At 73.6% G+C, this 18250-nt stretch carries 17 protein-coding genes and 1 tRNA gene; 10 read left to right on the top strand and 8 right to left on the bottom strand.

Annotated elements, in window-relative coordinates; all coding sequences use genetic code 11:
• Positions 1 to 65 precede the first annotated feature (65 nt).
• Positions 66 to 1442: a flagellar hook protein FlgE gene (locus tag DT057_RS20745; RefSeq protein WP_128564009.1), complete on the bottom strand. Its 1377-nt coding sequence runs from the start codon at positions 1440 to 1442 to the stop codon at positions 66 to 68.
• A 233-nt stretch (positions 1443 to 1675) separates the two neighbouring features.
• On the opposite strand from DT057_RS20745, the gene DT057_RS20740 reads away from it, so the two are divergent.
• Together DT057_RS20740 and DT057_RS20735 are read left to right on the top strand one after the other, a co-directional pair.
• Complete coding sequence (locus DT057_RS20740; RefSeq protein WP_128564008.1) at positions 1676 to 2143, top strand: BLUF domain-containing protein; 468 nt, start codon at positions 1676 to 1678, stop codon at positions 2141 to 2143.
• Positions 2144 to 2208: 65 nt separating this feature from the next.
• Positions 2209 to 2661 carry a response regulator gene (locus tag DT057_RS20735; protein WP_128564007.1) on the top strand — a complete coding sequence of 151 codons (453 nt, stop codon included), beginning with the start codon at positions 2209 to 2211 and terminating at the stop codon, positions 2659 to 2661.
• Between the two features lie 64 nt (positions 2662 to 2725).
• Here the strand turns inward: DT057_RS20735 and DT057_RS20730 are convergent, their stop codons facing one another.
• Together DT057_RS20730 and DT057_RS20725 are read right to left on the bottom strand one after the other, a co-directional pair.
• Positions 2726 to 4348, bottom strand: coding sequence for a peptide chain release factor 3 (locus tag DT057_RS20730; protein ID WP_128564006.1), 1623 nt, complete (start codon positions 4346 to 4348; stop codon positions 2726 to 2728).
• Between the two features lie 197 nt (positions 4349 to 4545).
• On the bottom strand, positions 4546 to 5307 hold the full coding sequence (locus tag DT057_RS20725; protein ID WP_128564005.1) for an SDR family oxidoreductase: 762 nt from the start codon (positions 5305 to 5307) through the stop codon (positions 4546 to 4548).
• A 140-nt stretch (positions 5308 to 5447) separates the two neighbouring features.
• Between DT057_RS20725 and DT057_RS20720 the strand changes: the two genes are divergently transcribed.
• From DT057_RS20720 to DT057_RS20710, 3 genes are all read left to right on the top strand, one after another.
• Positions 5448 to 5519, top strand: a tRNA-Gln gene (locus tag DT057_RS20720).
• Positions 5520 to 5682: 163 nt separating this feature from the next.
• Complete coding sequence (locus tag DT057_RS20715; RefSeq protein ID WP_128564004.1) at positions 5683 to 5994, top strand: hypothetical protein; 312 nt, start codon at positions 5683 to 5685, stop codon at positions 5992 to 5994.
• 241 nt (positions 5995 to 6235) lie between these two features.
• On the top strand, positions 6236 to 7396 hold the full coding sequence (locus DT057_RS20710; RefSeq protein ID WP_128564003.1) for an oxidoreductase: 1161 nt from the start codon (positions 6236 to 6238) through the stop codon (positions 7394 to 7396).
• 27 nt (positions 7397 to 7423) lie between these two features.
• Here DT057_RS20710 and DT057_RS20705 read toward each other — a convergent pair whose 3' ends face one another.
• From DT057_RS20705 to DT057_RS20685, 5 genes are all read right to left on the bottom strand, one after another.
• Positions 7424 to 10342, bottom strand: a complete 2919-nt coding sequence (locus tag DT057_RS20705) for an FAD-dependent oxidoreductase (RefSeq protein WP_128564002.1) — start codon at positions 10340 to 10342, stop codon at positions 7424 to 7426.
• 13 nt (positions 10343 to 10355) lie between these two features.
• Positions 10356 to 11252: a 4-hydroxy-tetrahydrodipicolinate synthase gene (gene dapA, locus DT057_RS20700; protein WP_128564001.1), complete on the bottom strand. Its 897-nt coding sequence runs from the start codon at positions 11250 to 11252 to the stop codon at positions 10356 to 10358.
• Positions 11253 to 11298: 46 nt separating this feature from the next.
• Positions 11299 to 11991, bottom strand: coding sequence for an amino acid ABC transporter permease (locus tag DT057_RS20695; protein ID WP_128564000.1), 693 nt, complete (start codon positions 11989 to 11991; stop codon positions 11299 to 11301).
• A gap of 107 nt (positions 11992 to 12098) precedes the next feature.
• Positions 12099 to 12923, bottom strand: a complete 825-nt coding sequence (locus DT057_RS20690; RefSeq protein ID WP_128563999.1) for an ABC transporter substrate-binding protein — start codon at positions 12921 to 12923, stop codon at positions 12099 to 12101.
• Positions 12924 to 13019: 96 nt separating this feature from the next.
• Positions 13020 to 13664, bottom strand: a complete 645-nt coding sequence (locus DT057_RS20685; protein WP_128563998.1) for a GntR family transcriptional regulator — start codon at positions 13662 to 13664, stop codon at positions 13020 to 13022.
• A gap of 65 nt (positions 13665 to 13729) precedes the next feature.
• Between DT057_RS20685 and DT057_RS20680 the strand changes: the two genes are divergently transcribed.
• The 5 genes from DT057_RS20680 (at position 13730) to DT057_RS20660 (ending at position 18221) form a co-directional block, all read left to right on the top strand.
• The gene (locus tag DT057_RS20680; protein ID WP_128563997.1) at positions 13730 to 14422 is read left to right on the top strand and encodes a GntR family transcriptional regulator; all 693 of its coding nucleotides are present in this window, start codon (positions 13730 to 13732) and stop codon (positions 14420 to 14422) included.
• A gap of 146 nt (positions 14423 to 14568) precedes the next feature.
• Positions 14569 to 15324, top strand: a complete 756-nt coding sequence (locus DT057_RS37260; RefSeq protein ID WP_269153005.1) for a hemerythrin domain-containing protein — start codon at positions 14569 to 14571, stop codon at positions 15322 to 15324.
• A 309-nt stretch (positions 15325 to 15633) separates the two neighbouring features.
• A complete protein-coding gene (locus DT057_RS20670) occupies positions 15634 to 16176 on the top strand; it encodes a YciE/YciF ferroxidase family protein (protein WP_128563995.1) in 543 nt (180 codons plus the stop codon).
• 619 nt (positions 16177 to 16795) lie between these two features.
• Positions 16796 to 16993: a DUF2934 domain-containing protein gene (locus DT057_RS20665; RefSeq protein ID WP_128563994.1), complete on the top strand. Its 198-nt coding sequence runs from the start codon at positions 16796 to 16798 to the stop codon at positions 16991 to 16993.
• A 226-nt stretch (positions 16994 to 17219) separates the two neighbouring features.
• The gene (locus DT057_RS20660) at positions 17220 to 18221 is read left to right on the top strand and encodes a patatin-like phospholipase family protein (protein WP_238313252.1); all 1002 of its coding nucleotides are present in this window, start codon (positions 17220 to 17222) and stop codon (positions 18219 to 18221) included.
• Positions 18222 to 18250: the final 29 nt, after the last annotated feature.

The following is an 18250-nucleotide window of genomic DNA, read 5'->3' as shown; positions in this document are numbered from 1 at the left end:
GCCTCCGGCGCGGCGGCGCGGCGTCGCCCCGCTCCGGCCGGACGCCCGCGCATCGCCGCGAGGGCTCAGCGCACGATGTTGATGAGGTCGGACATCATCTGCTGGGCCGTCGACATCACGCGGGTATTGGCCGAGTAGGCCTGCTGCGTGACGATGAGCTTCGAGAACTCGCCCGCCGTGTCGGTGTTGGACTGCTCGACGTTGCCCCCGATGATCGAGGTGCCGTTGAGCCCGAGCAGGGGCTGGCCGGACCCGTCCGTCTGCGCGTAGTTGCCGCCGGACTGCGCCTTGAGAGCGTCGGGCGCGTTGAACCGCACCACGTCGACCTGCGCCAGCGCCAGGCTGTTGCCGTTCGAGTAGGTGCCCGTGACCCGGCCCTCCTTGGTCACCGCGAGGGAGTTCAGGGTGCCGGCCGCGTAGCCGTCCTGCTGCAGGGTGTCGGTGGTGATCTGGCCGCTGGCCGAGCCGTACTGGGTCAGGCCGCCGCTGCCGGTGTTGAGGGCGATCGACCCGAGGTTGACGCCGTCCACGGTCACGTTCGGGATGCCGAGCGTGCCGCCGGCCGGCGCGGTGAGCTGCCCGTTGCCGTTGAACGCGAAGGCGGCGCCGGCGTTCTGCCAGGTCGAGCTGCTCGACGTGGCGCCGTTCTGGGTGGCGTAGAACAGGTTCCAGGTGTCGCTGGTGCCGGCCGTGGTGTCGGCGTTCGCCACCTTGGCCCAGCGCAGCTGGAGGTTCGCCGCCGCCCCGGTCGTGGAGTAGCCCGTGAGCGAGCCGCCGGAGATGCTGGAATTCAGGAAGGCCGGGGTGTCGGAGGCGGCCACCGCCACCGTGCCGGCGCCCGTGCCGGTCAGGATCCGGGGATCGCCCCCGGGCAGGCTGGCGAGGAGCGTCGAGCCCGAGCCCGTGAGGGAGGGCGTGCTCGGCAGGTTCGCCGCGTAGCTGATGCTCGTCGTCGCCTTGGCGGGCAGGACCGCGCCCGAGATCTTGATCACGCCGTCGCCCGTGGCCTGGCCGGTGGTCGGGTCGAGGCTCTGGCCCACGAGGTAGGAGTTCGCGCCGTTGACGAGGTAGCCGTCGCGGTCGACCGCGAAGTCGCCCCGGCGGGTGTAGAGGTTCGTGCCCGAGAAGGTCGGCTGGTTGGCGGCGTCGACGGTCTTCTGCTGCACCGTGAAGAAGCCGTTGCCCGACAGCGCCATGTTGGTGGCCACGCCCGTCGCCGCGATGTTGCCCTGGAGGGTGTTGGTCAGCTGGGAATAGGCCGCCACCGAGCCGCTGGTCTGGCGCGTGGTCGGCTGCTCCGCAAGCATGTCGACGAAGGTGGTGTCGATCCGCTTGAACCCGGTCGTCTGCGAGTTCGCGATGTTGCCCGAGATGTTGTCGAGGCTGAAGGCCTGCGCCTGGAGGCCCGACACCGCGGTCTGAAGCGCGCTGAAAACATCCATCTCACCTGGCCCCGTGCCGCCACCGTCAAGGCGGGGCCGGTGCAGGCCCCGTGCCACGGCTAAGCCGTTGCGATCATTGGTGCCGCACCGGGTCCGGCCGGCAGGAAGCGCGCCGGCGGCGCGCGCCGCCCGGCAGAATTTGCCGGGGGTCGCGCCGCGGCCGCGGTTGGACGTTTACGGGCTGTTGAGCCTCGTGCCGCTAACTGACCGTCCGGACGCCTCGGACAGGGCTCATGCGGAACAAGCGGAACAGCCTCATCCACCTGATCTACTTCTCCCGGGTGGTCCTCACGGCCGATCCGGCGGGCCGGGTGCGTCAGGTCAACGACATCGCGCGCCAGGCGCAGAAGAAGAACGAGTTCTCGGTCATCACGAGCTTCCTGATCCTGGAGCAGAACCACTTCCTGCAGGTCCTCGAGGGGGAGCGCATGTCGGTGCAGGACACCTTCGCGCGCATCTCCAACGACCCGCGCCACCGGGACGTCCACATCATCGAGTGGCGCGAGATCACCAAGCGCGAGTTCGTGACCTCGTTCACCACCGCGACCCGCACGCCGGCGAACGAGGGCCTGTTCCAGAAGGCGAACCTGAGTCCGATGCTCCAGCGCGGCACGCCGAAGGCCGCCGCCGTCTACGCCCTCGCGCGTGCCCTGCAGGCCGACACCCTGGCCAAGCAGGGCATCGATCACCTCTTCGTCTAGATCGTGCCGGACCCGATACCGACCCGGATCCACTCCCACTTTCCTTCCCGCGCCGGCTGGTGCTGATGAGCGACGCTCCCCCCATCCTCATCGTGGACGACCAGGTCAAGCTGGTGCGTCTCGTGGCCGAGCTGATGAACCGGCTCGGTTTCCCCGAGGTCGAGGGGGTGACCAACGGGCCGGAAGCCCTCGAGCACCTGCGGGCCCGCCGCTACGGGCTCGTGATCTCCGACCTCGACATGGAGCCCATGGACGGCATCCAGCTCCTGCGCGAGATCCGGGCCGACGACACGCTGCTGAACACGCCCTTCATCCTGACCGAGACGTCGTTCAGCTTCGAGGACATCAACATGGCGCACATGGCGGGCGCCGACGCCTTCATCCTCAAGCCGTTCGACCTCGCGCTCCTGAAGACCAAGCTGAAGCAGGTGCTCAACGGGCGGCCGCGCAAGCGCGAGGCCCCGGTGAGCCCGGTCTCGAGCCTGAGCGTCGACTTCCCCATGCTGGGGAAGTTCTGAGCGGGGGCCCTGCCCGGGCGGATCCGTGGGCCCCGCCCGGGCGGATCCGCCGCGCGCCGGCGCGTCAGGCGCTGCGCTTCTGGTAGTCCTTCACGTCGGTGAAGCGGATCGCCGGGGCGCGGTCCTGCTCGTACTTGAGCGAGAACGCCGTGGTGGCCATGAAGACCGGGGCGCCGTCGAGGTCGCTCGCCATGGCGGAGCCGTGCGAGCCCGTGAAGGCGTCGAGGTCGGCCTCCTGGTCGGCCTCGATCCAGCGGCAGATGGTGAAGCGGGTCGGCTCGTAGTCGATCGGCAGGCCGTACTCCGCCTGGAGCCGCTCCTTGAGCACGTCGAGCTGGAGCGCGCCGACGACGCCGACGATCGCCCCGGAGCCGTCCTGGGGCAGGAAGAGCTGCACCACGCCCTCCTCGGCCATCTGCTGGAGCGCCTCGCGCAGCTTCTTGGCCTTCATGGCGTCGGTGAGCTTGATCCGGCGCAGGATCTCGGGCGCGAAGCTCGGCACGCCCCGGAACACCAGCTCCTCGCCCTCCGTCAGCGTGTCGCCGATGCGCAGCGTGCCGTGGTTCGGGATGCCGACGACGTCGCCCGCGAAGGCCTCGTCCGCGATGGCGCGGTCCTGGGCGAAGAAGAATTGCGGCGAGGACAGCGAGATCGGCTTGCCGGTGCGCACGAGGCGCGCCTTCATGCCCCGCGTGAGCCGCCCCGAGCAGACCCGCATGAAGGCGATGCGGTCGCGGTGGTTCGGGTCCATGTTCGCCTGGATCTTGAACACGAAGCCCGTCATCTTCGGCTCGGTCGGGGCGACCGCCCGGGTGTCGGCGTCCTGGCCCCGCGGGGGCGGGGCCACGGCCGCGAGCCCGTCGATGAGGTCGCGCACGCCGAAATTGCGCAGGGCCGAGCCGAAGAAGACCGGGGTCAGGTGCCCCTCCCGGAAGGCCTCGAGGTCGAAGGGCTTGCAGCCGGCCTCGGCGAGCTCCGCCTCCTCGCGCCAGGTCGCCGCCTCGCCGGGCTCGCGCAGGAGCTGGTCGAACAGCGGGTCCGCGATGCCGGCGACCGGCACGGTCCCGGCCTCGTCGGCGGCGTCGAGCCGGCGCACCCGCCTGTTGCGCAGGTCGTAGGTGCCGGCGAAGCTCCGGCCCCGGCCGATGGGCCAGGTCACCGGGGCGACGTCGAGGGCGAGCGTCTTCTCGATCTCGTCGAGGAGGTCGAAGGGGTCGCGCGCCTCGCGGTCGAGCTTGTTGACGAAGGTGACGATCGGGATGTCGCGCAGGCGGCAGACCTCGAACAGCTTGCGGGTGCGCGCCTCGATGCCCTTGGCGGCGTCGATCACCATCACGGCCGAGTCGACCGCCGTGAGCGTCCGGTACGTGTCCTCGGAGAAATCCTCGTGGCCCGGCGTGTCGAGCAGGTTGAACACGCAGGCGCCGTACTCGAACGTCATCACCGAGGTGACGACCGAGATGCCGCGCTCCTTCTCGATGCCCATCCAGTCGGAGCGGGTCGAGACGCGGTTGCGCTTGGCCTTGACCTCGCCGGCGAGCTGGATCGCGCCGCCGAACAGCAGCAGCTTCTCCGTCAGGGTAGTCTTGCCGGCATCCGGGTGCGAGATGATCGCGAAGGTGCGCCGCCGGGCGACGGGATCGGCCGGCGGCACCGCCGCGAGCTTGGCATCGGTCTGCATCAGCATGAGGTTTGGCACGGACCTGAGGGGGCCGGGCCCGCGCAACCCGGGCCCGGCGCGATACGTCGGGGCGCTCCCCATATGGGGACGCGCGGGCGCCGCCGCAGCGCCCGCCCGGCGCTTCTAGCATGAAGCCCCCGGGCGAGGGCCACACGGGACGCCGGCGCGGCGCATTCCGCCCGGCGCCGGTGCCGCGGGCCGCCTCAGCCCCGCCCGATGAACGGCATCTTGGTCGCCATCACGGTCATGAACTGCACGTTGGCGTCGAGCGGGAGGCTCGCCATGTAGACCACCGCGTCGGCGACGTGCTTGGCGTTCATGGTGGGCTCGGGCCGGGAGGTCCCGTCGGGCTGCGGCACGCCGTGCTGCATCCGGGCGGTCATGTCGGTCGCGGCGTTGCCGATGTCGACCTGCCCGCAGGCGATGTCGTGGGAGCGCCCGTCGAGGGAGGTGGAGCGGGTCAGGCCCGTGATGGCGTGCTTGGTGGCCGTGTAGGGCGCCGAGAACGGCCGCGGCACGTGGGCCGAGATCGAGCCGTTGTTGATGATGCGCCCGCCGTGCGGCCTCTGCTTCTTCATGATCCGGAACGCGCCCTGCGTGCACAGGAAGGCGCCCGTGAGGTTGGTGTCGACCACGGCCTTCCAGGTCTTCACTGGCAGCTCGTCGAGGGGCACCGGCGGCGCCCCGATGCCGGCGTTGTTGAAGAGCACGTCGAGCCGCCCGAACGTCTCCTCGAGGCGCGCGAAGAGCGCGGCGACCGAGTCCTCGTCGCCGATGTCCGTCGGCTGCGCCAGCGCCCGGCGGCCGAGCGCCTCGATCTCGCCGCGCACCGTCTCCAGCGGCTCGGGCCGGCGCCCCGTCAGGACGACGTCGTAGCCCGCGCCCGCCAGACCGAGCGCCACCGCGCGGCCGACCCCCGATCCGGCCCCGGTCACCAGCGCGACCTTCTGCGGCTGCGTGCTCATGCGTGTCTCCTCCCGTTCTGGTGCTCAATCGCCCGCCGGGCTTACACCACGCCCCCGCCCGCTCCAACCGCGCCGCCCCCCGCCCGCGCCCGCAGTTGCCACGCCGCGCCGGTCCCGTTATGGAGGCGCCACCCGGCCGGTGGGGCGTCGCCAAGTGGTAAGGCAGCGGTTTTTGGTACCGCCATTCCCAGGTTCGAATCCTGGCGCCCCAGCCGACGTCCCGCGAATGCCCCTGCGGACGCTCCGCCCCCCGCGCGGCCGCCCGGCGGCGCGCCGGGCGCTCCGTTCCTCGCCCCGATCCCGAGCCGCGGTGGCCGCTGACGCCGGGTCGATCCCCGCGGGGGCGGGGGAGCCGAGCACGACGGAGGGCCGGTCGTGCGGCGGGACAACGTTGTCACGAAAGCGTTTGACCCGCTCGAAGATCTGCGTGGCCGCGACGCGCGTCGGCAGCGCGCAGTAGAGGCCGTCGACGGCACCGGCGCGGAAGAGCTCCGCGACGCGCCGGAGGGCGGCCTCGGTCCTACCGGAGCCGGTCTCGGCCTCCAGCGCGAGCAGCGCCGCGGGATGCCGCGCCGTCGCGTCCTGGATCGATCTCGCCGCGAAGGGCGGCCGGCCCGCCTGCGCGAAGGCGTCCGCGAAGCCGGCGCCCACCCGGGCGGCGGCCGGCGCCGCCGGGCGACCGCGTGACCGGCCCTGCGAGCGGTCGAGGAGAGGGGCGCGCCGCCCCGGCAGGTCGCTCGGCGGCAGGTCCCGCGGCGGCAGGTCCCGGCGCGCCGCGCCTCCGCGCCCGCGGGCCTTGCACCGGCCGCGGTCGCGGACATCTATCAGACGCTCGCCGCGCCGCGCCGCGGCCGCCTCGCGCTCCGACCGGCCCGCCCATCCGGCGCACCGTCCCGCGCCGTCTCCCATCCCGCGGCCGGAGGTGCCGATGCCCGACCTGTTCAGCCCGTTCAGCCTCAAGGACGTCACGCTGCGCAACCGCATCGCGATGTCGCCGATGACCATGCATCGCTCGACGGACGGTCTGATGAGCGACTTCCACGTCATGCTGTACGGCTCGCGCGCCGCGGGCGGCTTCGGGCTCGTGTTCCCCGAGCAGCTCGCCATCGTGCCGAACGGGCGCACCACGATCCATTGCGGCGGCATCTACGACGATTCCCAGGTCGAGGGGCTCGCCCGGGTCTGCGCCATCGTCAAGGACATGGGCGGCGTGCCGGCGATCCAGCTCGGCCATACCGGGCGCAAGGGCAGCGAGACCCGGCCCTGGCTCGGCCGCATCCAGCTGCCGCCCGACCACCCGGAAGGGTGGCAGGTGAAGGGCCCCTCGCCGATCCCCTACGGGGGCAAGTTCGCCCACCCCGTCGAGGAACTCACGGTCGCGGAGATCCACGGCCTGCACCGCGCCTACGCGCAGGCCGCCCGGCGCGCCCGGGAGGCGGGCTTCGAGTGGCTGGAGATGCACTTCGCGCACGGCTACCTCGGCGCAAGCTTCTTCTCGCCCCTCGCCAACCGGCGCACCGACCGCTACGGCGGCGCGCTCGAGAACCGCGTCCGCTTCCACCTCGAGGCCCTCGACGCCGTCCGGGCGGTCTGGCCCGAGCGCCTGCCCCTGACGATGCGCCTGGGCTCGGACGACCTCAACGAGCGGGGCGTGCAGTTCGACGAGGCCGTGGCCGCCATCGCGTTGATGAAGGAGCGCGGGCTCGACCTCGCGGATATCAGCCTCGGCTTCAACACCGACGCGATGACGGATCCGCCGTTCGACCGGATGTCGTTCATGGTCGAGCGCGGCGCCCGCGTGAAGCGCGAGGTCGGCATCCCGGTCGGCGTGAGCTGGAACCTCGGCGTCCCGGCGGTCGCCGACCGCGTCATCCGCGAGGAGCACATCGACCTCGTCTTCCTCGGCAGGCCCGCCCTCGCCAACCCGCACTGGCCGGTCTGGGCAGCGAGGGAGCTCGCCCATCCCGATCCGTTCTCCCTCGTCCCGGAGGACTGGGCCTGGTGGCTCAGGAACGCCCGCTCCCAGGCCGCCGCGGACTCGGTCGGGCTGCCGCTCCCGGCGCGCCCCGGGGGAGCGGGGCCGGCGTAGGTCGCCCGGGCGGGGCGCCCGCCCGGCTCACGCCCGCCCCCCCGCGAAGCGCGCGATCGAGAAGGGCTCGAGGCCGCCCGCGCCGCGCCGGCCCGTGACGAGCTCCGCGGTGAGGCGGCCGACCAGGGGCCCGAGCGTGTAGCCGTTCGAGGTCACCGCGGTGAAGAAGCCGGGCTCCCCCGGATGCTCGCCCAGGATGGGCGCCCCGTCGATGTTGATGTTCATCGCCGCCCAGCTGCGGACGAGGTGCAGCTTGCGCAGCGCCGGGACGACGTGCTGGGCGACCCAGAGGTTGCCCTCGAGGCTGTCGAGGAGCGGGCGCGGGTGCTGCCGGACGGGATCGAGGGCGGCGGTCCAGCCGCCCCCGATGATGAAGCTGCCGTTCGCGGCCTGCTTCAGCGTCAGGTGGCGGTCGGCGTGGGCGACGAGGCAGGAGACGAGGGGCTCGGCGGCCTCGGTCACGGCCATCTGCAAGGGGGCGCCGAAGACCGGGACCGGGCGGCCGAGCATCGCCCCGATCCGCGACGCGAAGGCGCCCGCCGCGTTGACGAGGCGCCGGGCCGAGATGGTGCCGGCGGACGTCGTCACCGTGAAGCCCTCGCCGCCGCGGGCGACGGCGCGGACCTCGGCCCGCGTCACGAGGCGGATGCCGGCGCGCCGGCCGGCCTCCAGCACGGCCTGCGTGGCGAGCAGGGGGTTGATCTTGCCCTCCGCGGGACAATGCGCGGCGCCGACGAAGCGGCGGTCGAGCGCGGGCTCCAGCCGGGCGAGGGCGGCGGCATCGATCACCCGGCACTCGACGCCGTAGCGGCGCTCCAGGGCGGTCTTCGCCTCGAGGAAGCGCAGGTCGCCCTCGCTCTCGGCGACCATCAGCCCCCCGGTCACCCGCATCTCGAAATCGGTGCCGAGCTCGCGCTGGAGCTCGCCCCAGAGCGCGATCGCGTCGCGCTGCAGCGGCAGGGTCTCGGCGGCCGGGCCGCCCCCGCCCTCGGCGCGCGCGCCGTGATCGAAGGAGAGGAGCTGGGCGTGGAGGCTGCCGGCATTGCCGCCGGAGGCGAGGGCGTTCGGCACGGCGCGGTCGACCACCACGACGTCCTCGCCGGCGCGGGCGAGGAACAGGGCGGTGGACAATCCGGCGATCCCGGCGCCGATGACGAGCGTTCCGGCGCGCATCGGCGCGAACGGGGCCGGGGCGTCGGGCAGCGGCCGGTCGGGCAGCATGACGCGGCGATGGCCGCCCCATTCCGGCTTCTCCACGGCCAGCGCGGCGAGCGGCACCGGGCGCAGCGGCATCTGCGGGGCGAGGAAGACGGCGTCGGCCTTGCGGCCGGGCGCCCGGCTCTCCTGCGCGAGGGCGCGCAGCGCCGGGCCGCAGTAGCGTCCCTGGCAGCGCCCCATGCCGGCGCGGGTCAGCCGCTTGAGCGTCGCCATGTCCCGGGCGCCGCCCGCCTCCACGGCGTGCCGGAGCGCGCCGAAGGCGACCGCCTCGCAGCGGCAGGCGAGGGTGTCGTCGCCGGGCGCGCCGGCGGGGCGGGCCGGGGAGAACAGCCGCCACAGCGCCCCCTGGAAAGCCTCGTGCCGCCTCAGGCGGCGGCGGAGGGCGGCGTCGGCCATGGGCGGGCTCAGGCCCAGGCCGCGGGCGGCCGCGATCCCGGCCAGGCGCCCCTGCGCCAGCGCGACGTGGGCGCCGGCGAAGCGGCCGGCCTCGCCCGCGACGTAGACGTCGGGACGGCTGGTCGCGCCGTCCTCGTCCCGCTCGATCCGGAGGCCGGCGCCCTCGCCGCGATAGGCGCAGCCGAGGAGGCGCGGCAGCTCGCTCGACGGCGCGAAGCCCCGGCCGAGGAGCACCGCATCGACGGCGATCCGGCGCTCGCCCCGGGCCGAGCCGATCACCGCGGCCTCGACGCGGGCGCTCCCTTCGAGCCGCAGGAGGTCGTGGCCCCAGGCGATGTCCACGCCGGCGCCGCGCAGGAGCGCCCAGTGCCGCAGGCCCGCCCAGGCGAGCGCCGGGTGGGCGGCGAGGAGCGCCGCCGCCTCGCGCGGGCGGGCGAAGGGCGAGGGCGCCGCCTCGGCGACCGCGACCGCCTCGGCCCCGGCCCGGATCAGCTCGGCGGCGACCTGGAGGTTCAGCGGGCCGTTGCCGGCGACGAGCACGCGGCGGCCGGGCACGACCCCGTAGGAGCGCAGCAGCGTCTGCGCCGCGCCGGTCGTCATGACGCCGGGCAGCGTCCAGCCCGGGACCGGCGGCGGCTCCTCGTAGGCGCCGGTGGCGACGATGAGGCGGCGCGGCCGGTACCGGAGGACGCCGTCCCCGCCCATGACCGCGACGGTGAGCCGGTCCTCCTCGTCGCGCTCGGCCCCCCAGAGCAGCGTGTCGCCGGCGATCGCGACGCCGAGGGCGCGCACGCGGGCGATGAGGGCGCGGCCCTCGCGCGACTGCCGGTCGGGATCGCGCGCCCGCGCCGCCGCGGTCCGGGGCTGCTTGTAGTACTGGCCGCCGGGTCCCGGGCGCTCGTCGATCACGAGGACCCGCGCCCCGGCCTCCGCCGCCGCGGCCGCCGCCGCGAGGCCGGCGGGACCCGCGCCGACGACGAGGATCTCCGCCTCCCGCGTCCCGATCGCCCGCGGCACGGCGCAGAGGTCGCGCAGGGCGGGGTCGGCGAGGTCGAGGCGCGGCGGCTGCGTCTCGACGCGAAGGCCGTCCGCCGCCGCGGCGAGGCAGGCGCGCTGGCCCGCCCGCCCGTCGATCACCACGAGGCATTCGTGGCAGACGCCCATGCCGCAGAACTGCCCGCGCGGCCCGCCCGCGCGGCCGGAGGCCTGCGCGGGGCGATCGGCCGCCAGGAGCGCGGCCGCGACGCTCTCGCCGGGCGCGGCGGCGATCTCGCGGCCGTCGTACCGGAAGCGCAGGCTCGCCTGCGGGCGGGCTCGGAACGGCGCGGCCACGCTCGCCGGCCCCTCAGGCCGCCGGCGCGAAGGCGAGGCCGAAGCGGGCCACGAGCGCGGCCATCTCGGCGTCGGCGGCCGGCGGCAGCGGCAGCCGGGGCGGGCGGGGCGCGCCGGCGCCGAAGCCCATATGGGTCAGCAGCGCCTTCGTGCCCGCGACGTAGCGCTGGCCGCCCACCGCCTCGATGACGGGCAGCCACGCGAGGTAGAGCTCGCGCGCCTCCCGGAACCGCCCCTCGTCGGCGACGAGCTCGAAGATCCGCGCCATCGGGCCGGGCGCGACGTTCGAGGCGACGGCGACCCAGCCCTGCGCGCCCTCGACGAAGGATTCGAAGCCCAGGATGCCGCCGAACACGGTCATGCCGGGGCCGGCGAGCCGGATGATGTCGCGCACCCGCGTCACCTCGAGGGTCGATTCCTTGATGTAGTCGCAGCGCTCGATCCGGGCGATGCGCGCGACGAGCTCCGGCTTCAGGTCGACGTTGGCGGTCGCCGGATTGTTGTAGACCATGATCGGCAGCGCCGTCGCGGCCGCGATGGTGGCGTAGTGGTGCACGAGCTCGTCGTCGGTCGGCGTCGAGTAGAAGGGCGGGATGATCATCGCGCCGTCGGCGCCCAGGGCCTCGGCCTGGCGCGTCAGGCGCACGGCCTCGCGGGTGTCCTCGGCCCCGGTGCCGACGAGGACGGGGACGCGGCCCGCCGCCGCGTCGATCACCGTGCGGGCGACCGAGACCCGCTCCTCTTCCGACAGCGACAGGAACTCGCCCGTCGAGCCCAGCGGGATCAGGCCGTGGACGCCCTGGCGGATCTGCCAGTCCGTGAAGGCGGCGAGCGCCGCGAGATCGACGCCGCCGCCGGGCGAAAAGGGCGTGATCATGACGGTGAAGACGCCGCGGAACGAAGTGGTCATGGAACAGCCATCCGGTTGGGGGGAGCCTCACCGCCGGCGCGCCGGGTCAGCGCTGGCCGTCGAGCCCGATCTGCCGGTCGGGCCGGCCGAAGCGGTGCTCGATGCGCCGCTGCACGAGGTCCCACAGCGTGGTGAGGAGGAGATAGTAGATCGCCGCGACCGCGAAGAGCTCGAGCACCTGGAAGCGCTCCTGGATGAGGACCTGCGTGCGGCGCAGCAGTTCCTCCATCGAGATCACCGAGGTGACCGAGGTGGTCTTGAGGAGGCCGTTCACCGAGTTGCCGAGGGGCGGCACGATGATCTTGACGGCCTGGGGCAGCACGACCGAGCGCATGATCTGGCCCTCGCGCATGCCGAGCGCGCGGGCGGCCCGCACCTGGCCCTGCGGCACCGCGTCGATGCCGGCGCGGATGATCTCGGCGAGGTAGGCCGCCTCGTTCAGCGAGAGGCCGATGAGCGCCGCCTGCCAGACGTCGAAACGCAGGCCGACCTCCGGAAGCGCGGTGTAGATCACGATGAGCTGCACCAGCAGCGGCGTGCCCCGGAACAGCCAGACGTAGGCGCCGGCGGTGCCGGACACGAGGCGGTGCCGCGACCGGCGCATGAGCGCGACCGCGAACCCGAGCACGAGCCCGCAGGCGATCGCCACCACCGTCAGCCAGACCGTCGTGAACACGCCCTCGAGGATGAAGGGATTGACGAGGTAGCCGAAGAACCCCGCCCAGTTCCAGTTGAGCATGCCGCTCGTTCCTTCAGGGCTGGCCGGAGGGCGATGCCGCGCGCGCTCGGCCGTCGTCGCCGGTCGCCGCGACCGGTCGAGGCGACGCGTCGCCCGGCGGGGTCGGTTCAGGCCGGGCCGACCACCGCCAGCGCCTTCTCGGACGGCACGACGCCGTAGCGCCGGAACAGCGCGTCGAACGATCCGTCCGCCTTCATCTCGCCCAGGACCTTGGCGACGGCGGCCGCGAGCGCGCGGTTCTTGAAGGCCACCGCCACGGGCGTGGGGTAGAGGCCGCCGAGCGCGTGCTTGAAGTCGCCGCGCCGGGCGTACTCCTCGGCGACGCCGTCGATCGACACGGTGGCGTCGACCTGCCCGGCCCGCAGCGCCTGGAACGCCAGGGCGAAGTTGTCGAAGGTGCGGATCGTCAGGCCCTTGAGGCCTTTGGCCCTCAGGTCCGCGTCGATGAGCCGGGCATGCCTCTCCTCGAAGCCCCCCATCTCGACCCCGACGGACAGCCCGGCGAGATCGTCCGTGCCGGCGATCGGCCGCTTCGCGCCGGCGCCCACCGAGATGCTGATGGCCTGGTTCTCGTAGGGGATCATCTGCATGATCCGGGCCCGCTCCTCGGTGAAGAAGATGCCGGTGTTGATCATGTCCCAGCGGCCCGCCTGAAGGCCCGGCACCATCGCGGAGAACTCGATCCGCACGTATTCGGGGCTGAGGCAGAGGCGCCGGGCGATCTCGGTCCCGAGCTCGACGCGCATTCCCTTGAGCTCGCCCGACGAGTCCACGAATTGCAGCGGCGGCAGCGTCGGGTTCGTCGACATCACCAGCTTGCCGGGCTTGACGAGGTCGGCGTCGGCGACCGCGGGCTTGCAGGCCTGCGCCTGCGCGAGGGCCGGAACGAGGAGCGCCGCGCCGGCGGCGAGGCAGCGAAGGAGCGCGTGCATGGACGGCCTCTGGGATCGGAGCTAAGACGCATGCGATTGGTATACCAACAGGGTGCAGGACTGCGCCTCCTCGCGCAAGGGAAATCTGCGCGGTTCTCAGAACTGCGCGAGCATGCGCCGGCGGATGCGCCGGAGGTGGCGGAGCGTGGCCTCCCGCGCCGCGTCCTCGTCGCGCGCCGCGAGGGCCGCCAGGATGTCGCGGTGGTCCCGCGTGCCCGGCTTGAGCCGGCCTGAGCCCCGCTGGCGCTCGTAGATCACGGTGTAGCGGTGCATCTCCGCCAGGGTCTCGGCGATGAAGGGATTGCGGCTCGCGCGGGCGACCGTCTCGTGGAGATCGTCGTCGAAGTCCCAGACGCTCTCGGGCGCCGGCTCGTCGTCGGCCTCGATGCGGGACAGCTTGCGGTCGAGGCGCGCGAGGTCGGCCGGCGCGATCGCCCGGCACGCCAGGGCCGCCGCGGTCGGTTCGACGAGGGCGCGCAGGTCGAGGCTCTGCAGGTACTCCTCGAGGGACACCGCGCGCACCGTCAACGCCCCCCCGGGACGCCGGACGAGCAGGCCGGCGCCCTCGAGCCGCCCGAGGGCGTCGCGCAGCGGCGAGCGCGAGACGCCGATCCCGGCGGCGAGGCGGCGCTCCTGGATGATCGCGCCGGCGGCGAGGCGGCCCGCGAGGATGTCGGCCAGCACCGAGCGGTAGGCGCGCTCAGACAGGCTGGCGGCGGGGGCGTCGTCGGCGTCCGGCATCGGCGAACTCGTGGTTTCCATGCTGTCGGCAGCCGGCATACCATGGCGGGCGGGAAGGGGAGCGCATGGACGAGACGGCGCGAGCGGGTAGCCGGACAGGGACGCCGTCCGGCGGCGCGGGCGGGCGCGCCCCGAGCCTCACCGACCTCGCCTATCGATCCGTGTCCGAGATGATCCGCGACCGCCGGTTGCGCGGCGGCGACGTCATCGTGGAGGCGCGCCTCGCCGGGACGCTCGGCCTCTCGCGCACGCCGATCCGGGAGGCGCTCCAGCGGCTCGAGGGCGAGGGGCTGGTGCGCAAGGGCGAGGGGCGCAACCACGTCGTGCGCCGCGTCGACCTCGGCGAGTACCTTCAGAGCCTGAAGCTGCGCCAGCTGATCGAACCCGAGGCGGCCGTCCTCGCCATGGCGCGCATCCCGACCGGGCGCCTCATCGCGGTCGACCGCGAGATCGCCGAGCTCATGCACGCGACCACCTATCACACCGACGCGCACTGGCGCTCCGACGACAACCTCCACGGCATGATCATCGATCATTGCGGCAACGACGTCATGGCCCGCACCCTGCGCGAGCTCCGGTCGACGACGCGGCTCTACGAGATCGACCAGCTCAAGGACCGCCTGGTCCCGGACTCGACCGAACATCGCCGCATCGTCGAGGCGCTGCGCGCCCGCGACGAGGCGCGCACCCGGCAGACGGTCTTCGACCACGTCGCGAGCCTGCTCGACTTCGCGACCGAGCCACTCCGCCGGCAGTAGCGCGCCGGCTGCCCCTTCGCGGGCGCGCGAGCCGCCCCGCCGGCGTGCCGGCGACGCGCGTCGCCGGCCGGATTCAGGAACGGACCGAAAACGTGCGAGTTGGGAGGTGCTACACCGCGGGAGTATGAGCGATGGACGTTTGGCAGATGATCGCACGCGATCACGAGAACATCGGGCAGCTCATCCGTGAGATTCCCAACGCCCTGAACGGCCCCGGCACCGTGCGCAGCCGGGAGCGCCTGATGACCGACCTGATCGACCAGCTCGGGCTGCACGCCGAGGCCCTGGAGGCGAGCCTCTACGCCGTCCTGGCGCGCCACGCCCGAACGGGGCCGCTGATCGAGACGCTGCGGCGCGACCACGGGCAGGTGATGAAGAAGCTCGCGCCGCTCGCCCGCTACGGGCGGCGCCCGCAGGACGGGTGGCTCAACGCGTTCGAGGACGTCACCTACCTGGCCGACCAGCAATTGCACGCGCTCAACCATGAGTTCCTGCCGGCGGCGCGCGCGCTGCTCTCGGCCGGGCAGGTGGCGGACGCCACCCAGACCTTCGTCCGGGCGAAGACGCGCGCGCTCCGCTCACCCCGCTACCGCACGCGGGTCGGCGCCGGCGGGAACGAGCTCTTCCTGACCGCCTCGGTCGTCGTCGCGGCGGCGGGCTTAGGCCTCCTGGCGTGGCGCTCCGGGCTCCTCAGGGGGATGCAGGACCGCCGCCCGCGGCCCCTGGAGCGCGACGACCGCGACCCGGAGCGGGGCAGGGCCGATCTCGCCGCCGCCTCCGCACCCGGCAACCGGGTTCCGGGGGAGGACCTCAAGGAGCGCCAGGACAAGCTGCTCGACCAGGCCCTGGAGGAGACCTTCCCGTCGAGCGACCCGATCTCGCCCAAGCAGATCACGAAGTAGGGCCGTGCCCGGCCCGGCCGGCGGGCGCCCGCACGCGGCGGCCCCGCCGGTTCCCCCTCGCGGTGCAGGCCGCCGCGAGGCGCCCGCGCGACCGGTCCGCGGCCCTGCCGGCGCGCGGGCGCGGCGACCTGACCGGAACGCCCGCAGGCTCGGCCGTTTCGGTGATCGGCCGCCGGTTCCGGCTCTTCATGCAAATCCCCACAGCAAAATCTTCGGACCTCCGCCGGCTGCGGCGCGTTCTTCCGGCATCACCGGTGCGCCGGATCGGCAAACCGGCTCGATCGGACCCTGAATAACGAGGACGTTGATATGGCGACGAAGTCGAAGACCTTGCAGGATGCTTTCTACGAGACCTTGAAGGACGTATACTATGCTGAGAAGCAGTCGGTTCGCGCCCTGAAGAAGTCCGCGAAGGCCGCGGAGCACGACGAACTGCGCCAGGCGTTCGAGACCCACGCCGAGGAGAGCGCCAACCAGGTCGAGCGCCTTCAGCAGGTGTTCGAGATCATCGGCAAGCCGGCCCGCGCCAAGACCTGCGAGGCGATGCAGGGCCTCACCTCCGAGATGGAGGAGGACCTGGAGGATTTCGGCGACAGCCCGGCCGCCGACGCCGTGCTGGTGGGGTGCGCCCAGGCGGTGGAGCACTACGAGATCGCCCGCTACGGCACGCTCAAGACCTGGGCGACGCAGCTCGGTCACGAGGACGCCGCCAAGCTCCTCGACGAGACGTTGCAGGAGGAGAAGCGGACCGACGCGCTCCTGACGCAGATCGCCGAGCGCATCAACGTCGAGGGCGCCGAGCCCGCCACGTCCGCCGGGAACACCGGCAAGGCGAAGAGCAAGGCAGCCTGAGGACCACGCGGCGGGGAGCGGCGCCCGGACCCGCGCGGCTCCCCGCGGGCCCGCGGGACAGGCCGATGCCCGGCGGGACCGGCGACCCGGACCCTCCGCGGGTCGCGGCGCCGGCCCTGTCGCCGCCACTGCCAGGAGCGGGGCCGCCGCGTCGCCTCGAACGCGGTCCGGAACGCACCCCGCACGGGCCCGCTCCCGGCGTGGTGACACGCAGGCGGCGCACACGGGCGCGGCGCCGGCCTGCCGGGGTCTTGCGCGGCAGGCTGGTGGCCGCGCCCGGCCTCGCTTTCAAGCGTCACCTCTCCACCGGATTGCCTGGCGTCGCCGAGCACTTGCCTCGGGCCGAGCGCGGTTCCGGACGTCAACCGGCAGGCCCCGGTGCCGGCGCGCACGAGGCCCCGGGTGGGACGGGGAGTTCCGCAGGCCCGGGCGCGGCGGCGGCGCCCGCGGGCGAGCGCCGGTCGATGGCCCTCGCGTGCGGAGCGGCGGGCGGGCGGCGTTGACCATCATCATTAACCTGGATCAAAGCCAGACGCCTCCCGGTCACTCATGCCGCTCGGCGGTCGCGCGGACCGGTCGCTCCGCGACCGGGGCGGCCGGGGCTGCGGGGAGCGGGCGCATGGCGGATGGTCCGGAGGTCACGATCGAGGAGATCAGGGCGCGCGCCTACGATCTCTGGGAACGCTATCACCGCCCGCAGGGGCGCGAGATCGAGCTCTGGCTCCTGGCCGAACGGGAGCTGAGAGCCGAGCGCGAGAGGCGGCTCGCCGCAGGGGCCGGAGCGCCTGTGCGCCGGGCCCCGGCCGAGGCGCCCTGACGGGGTCTGCGCCCTGCCGCCGCGCCGCGCGACGCAAGCGACCCGTGGGGCCGACCGCGCCTGCCGCCGACTTCGACCCGTGAGAGAAGATCCATCGCCCGTGTCAGCTTCCGCCGACGACGCTCGGCCCGCCGGGACTCCGGATTCAACGCCCCACCCGCGACCCTCGCCGGACGGGTCGGGACGACCCCGTGCCGGGACGGCGCGCGCTCGCGACACCGCCCTCGTGCTGGCCGGCGGCAACGCCCTCGGGGCCTACCACGCCGGCGCCTACGAGGTCCTGCGCGCGCGCGGCATCGAGCCGGACTGGGTCGTGGGCGCCTCGATCGGGGCCGTCACGGCCGCCATCATCGTCGGGAACGCCCCCGAGGACCGGATCCCCCGCCTCCGGCAGTTCTGGGACGAGGCGACCCACCATACCGGCCTCAGCGCGACCGACCTCCTGAAGCCGCGCCAGTACTACAACGGCGCGCACGCCCTCCTGACGCTCGCCTGGGGGCGCCCCAACATCTTCCGGCAGCGCCTGCCGGGCCTGTGGTCCGCGCTGCCGTGGATGCCCGACGACGTCGCTCTGTTCGACCACGCGCCCCTGCGCGGGACCCTGGAGCGGCTCGTCGACTTCGAGCGGCTGAACCGGAGCGAGACCCGCCTCACGGTGGCCTGCTCCGATGTCACGACCGGCGAGGAGGTCTACGTCGACACGACCCGCGAGGCGATCCGGCCCGAGCACATCCTGGCGAGCACCGCGCTCCTCCCGGCCTTCCCGCCGGTGGAGGTGGAGGGCCGGCTGCTCTGCGACATCGGCTACACCAACAACCTGCCCCTCGATCCGCTGTTCGCGACCGAGCCGGAGCGCGACCTCCTCTGCATCGCCCTCGACCTGTTCAGCGTGCAGGCACCCCGCCCGGCCTCGCTCGACGCCGTCCTGGAGCGGGCGAACGACCTGATCTTCGCCAGCCCCGGCCGGCGCGCGGTCGCGGGCCTCACCCGCGAGTACGCCCTGCGCCAGCGCCTCGATCCGGACGGTCCGAGGGTCACGCTGCTGCACGTCGTCCACCGGCCCGGCGCCGATCAGCTCGCGGCGAAGAGCTTCGACTTCTCGCCGTCCTCGATCCGCGACCGCTGGGCGGCCGGCGTCCGCGACATGGCCCGCGGCGCGGACCGGCTGGACCGGCCCGCGCCCGCGGACGCGCCCGCGGAGCAGCGCTTCGTGTACGAGCCCGTCTAGGCCGGGGCCGTGCCCGGTGAGGCCCGGCC

Origin of the sequence: Methylobacterium crusticola (assembly GCF_003574465.1) — a bacterium.
Taxonomy (GTDB): Bacteria; Pseudomonadota; Alphaproteobacteria; order Rhizobiales; family Beijerinckiaceae; genus Methylobacterium; species Methylobacterium crusticola.
The sequence above is the reverse complement of the archived record's forward strand: the minus strand, read 5'-3'. Positions and strand labels throughout refer to the sequence as shown.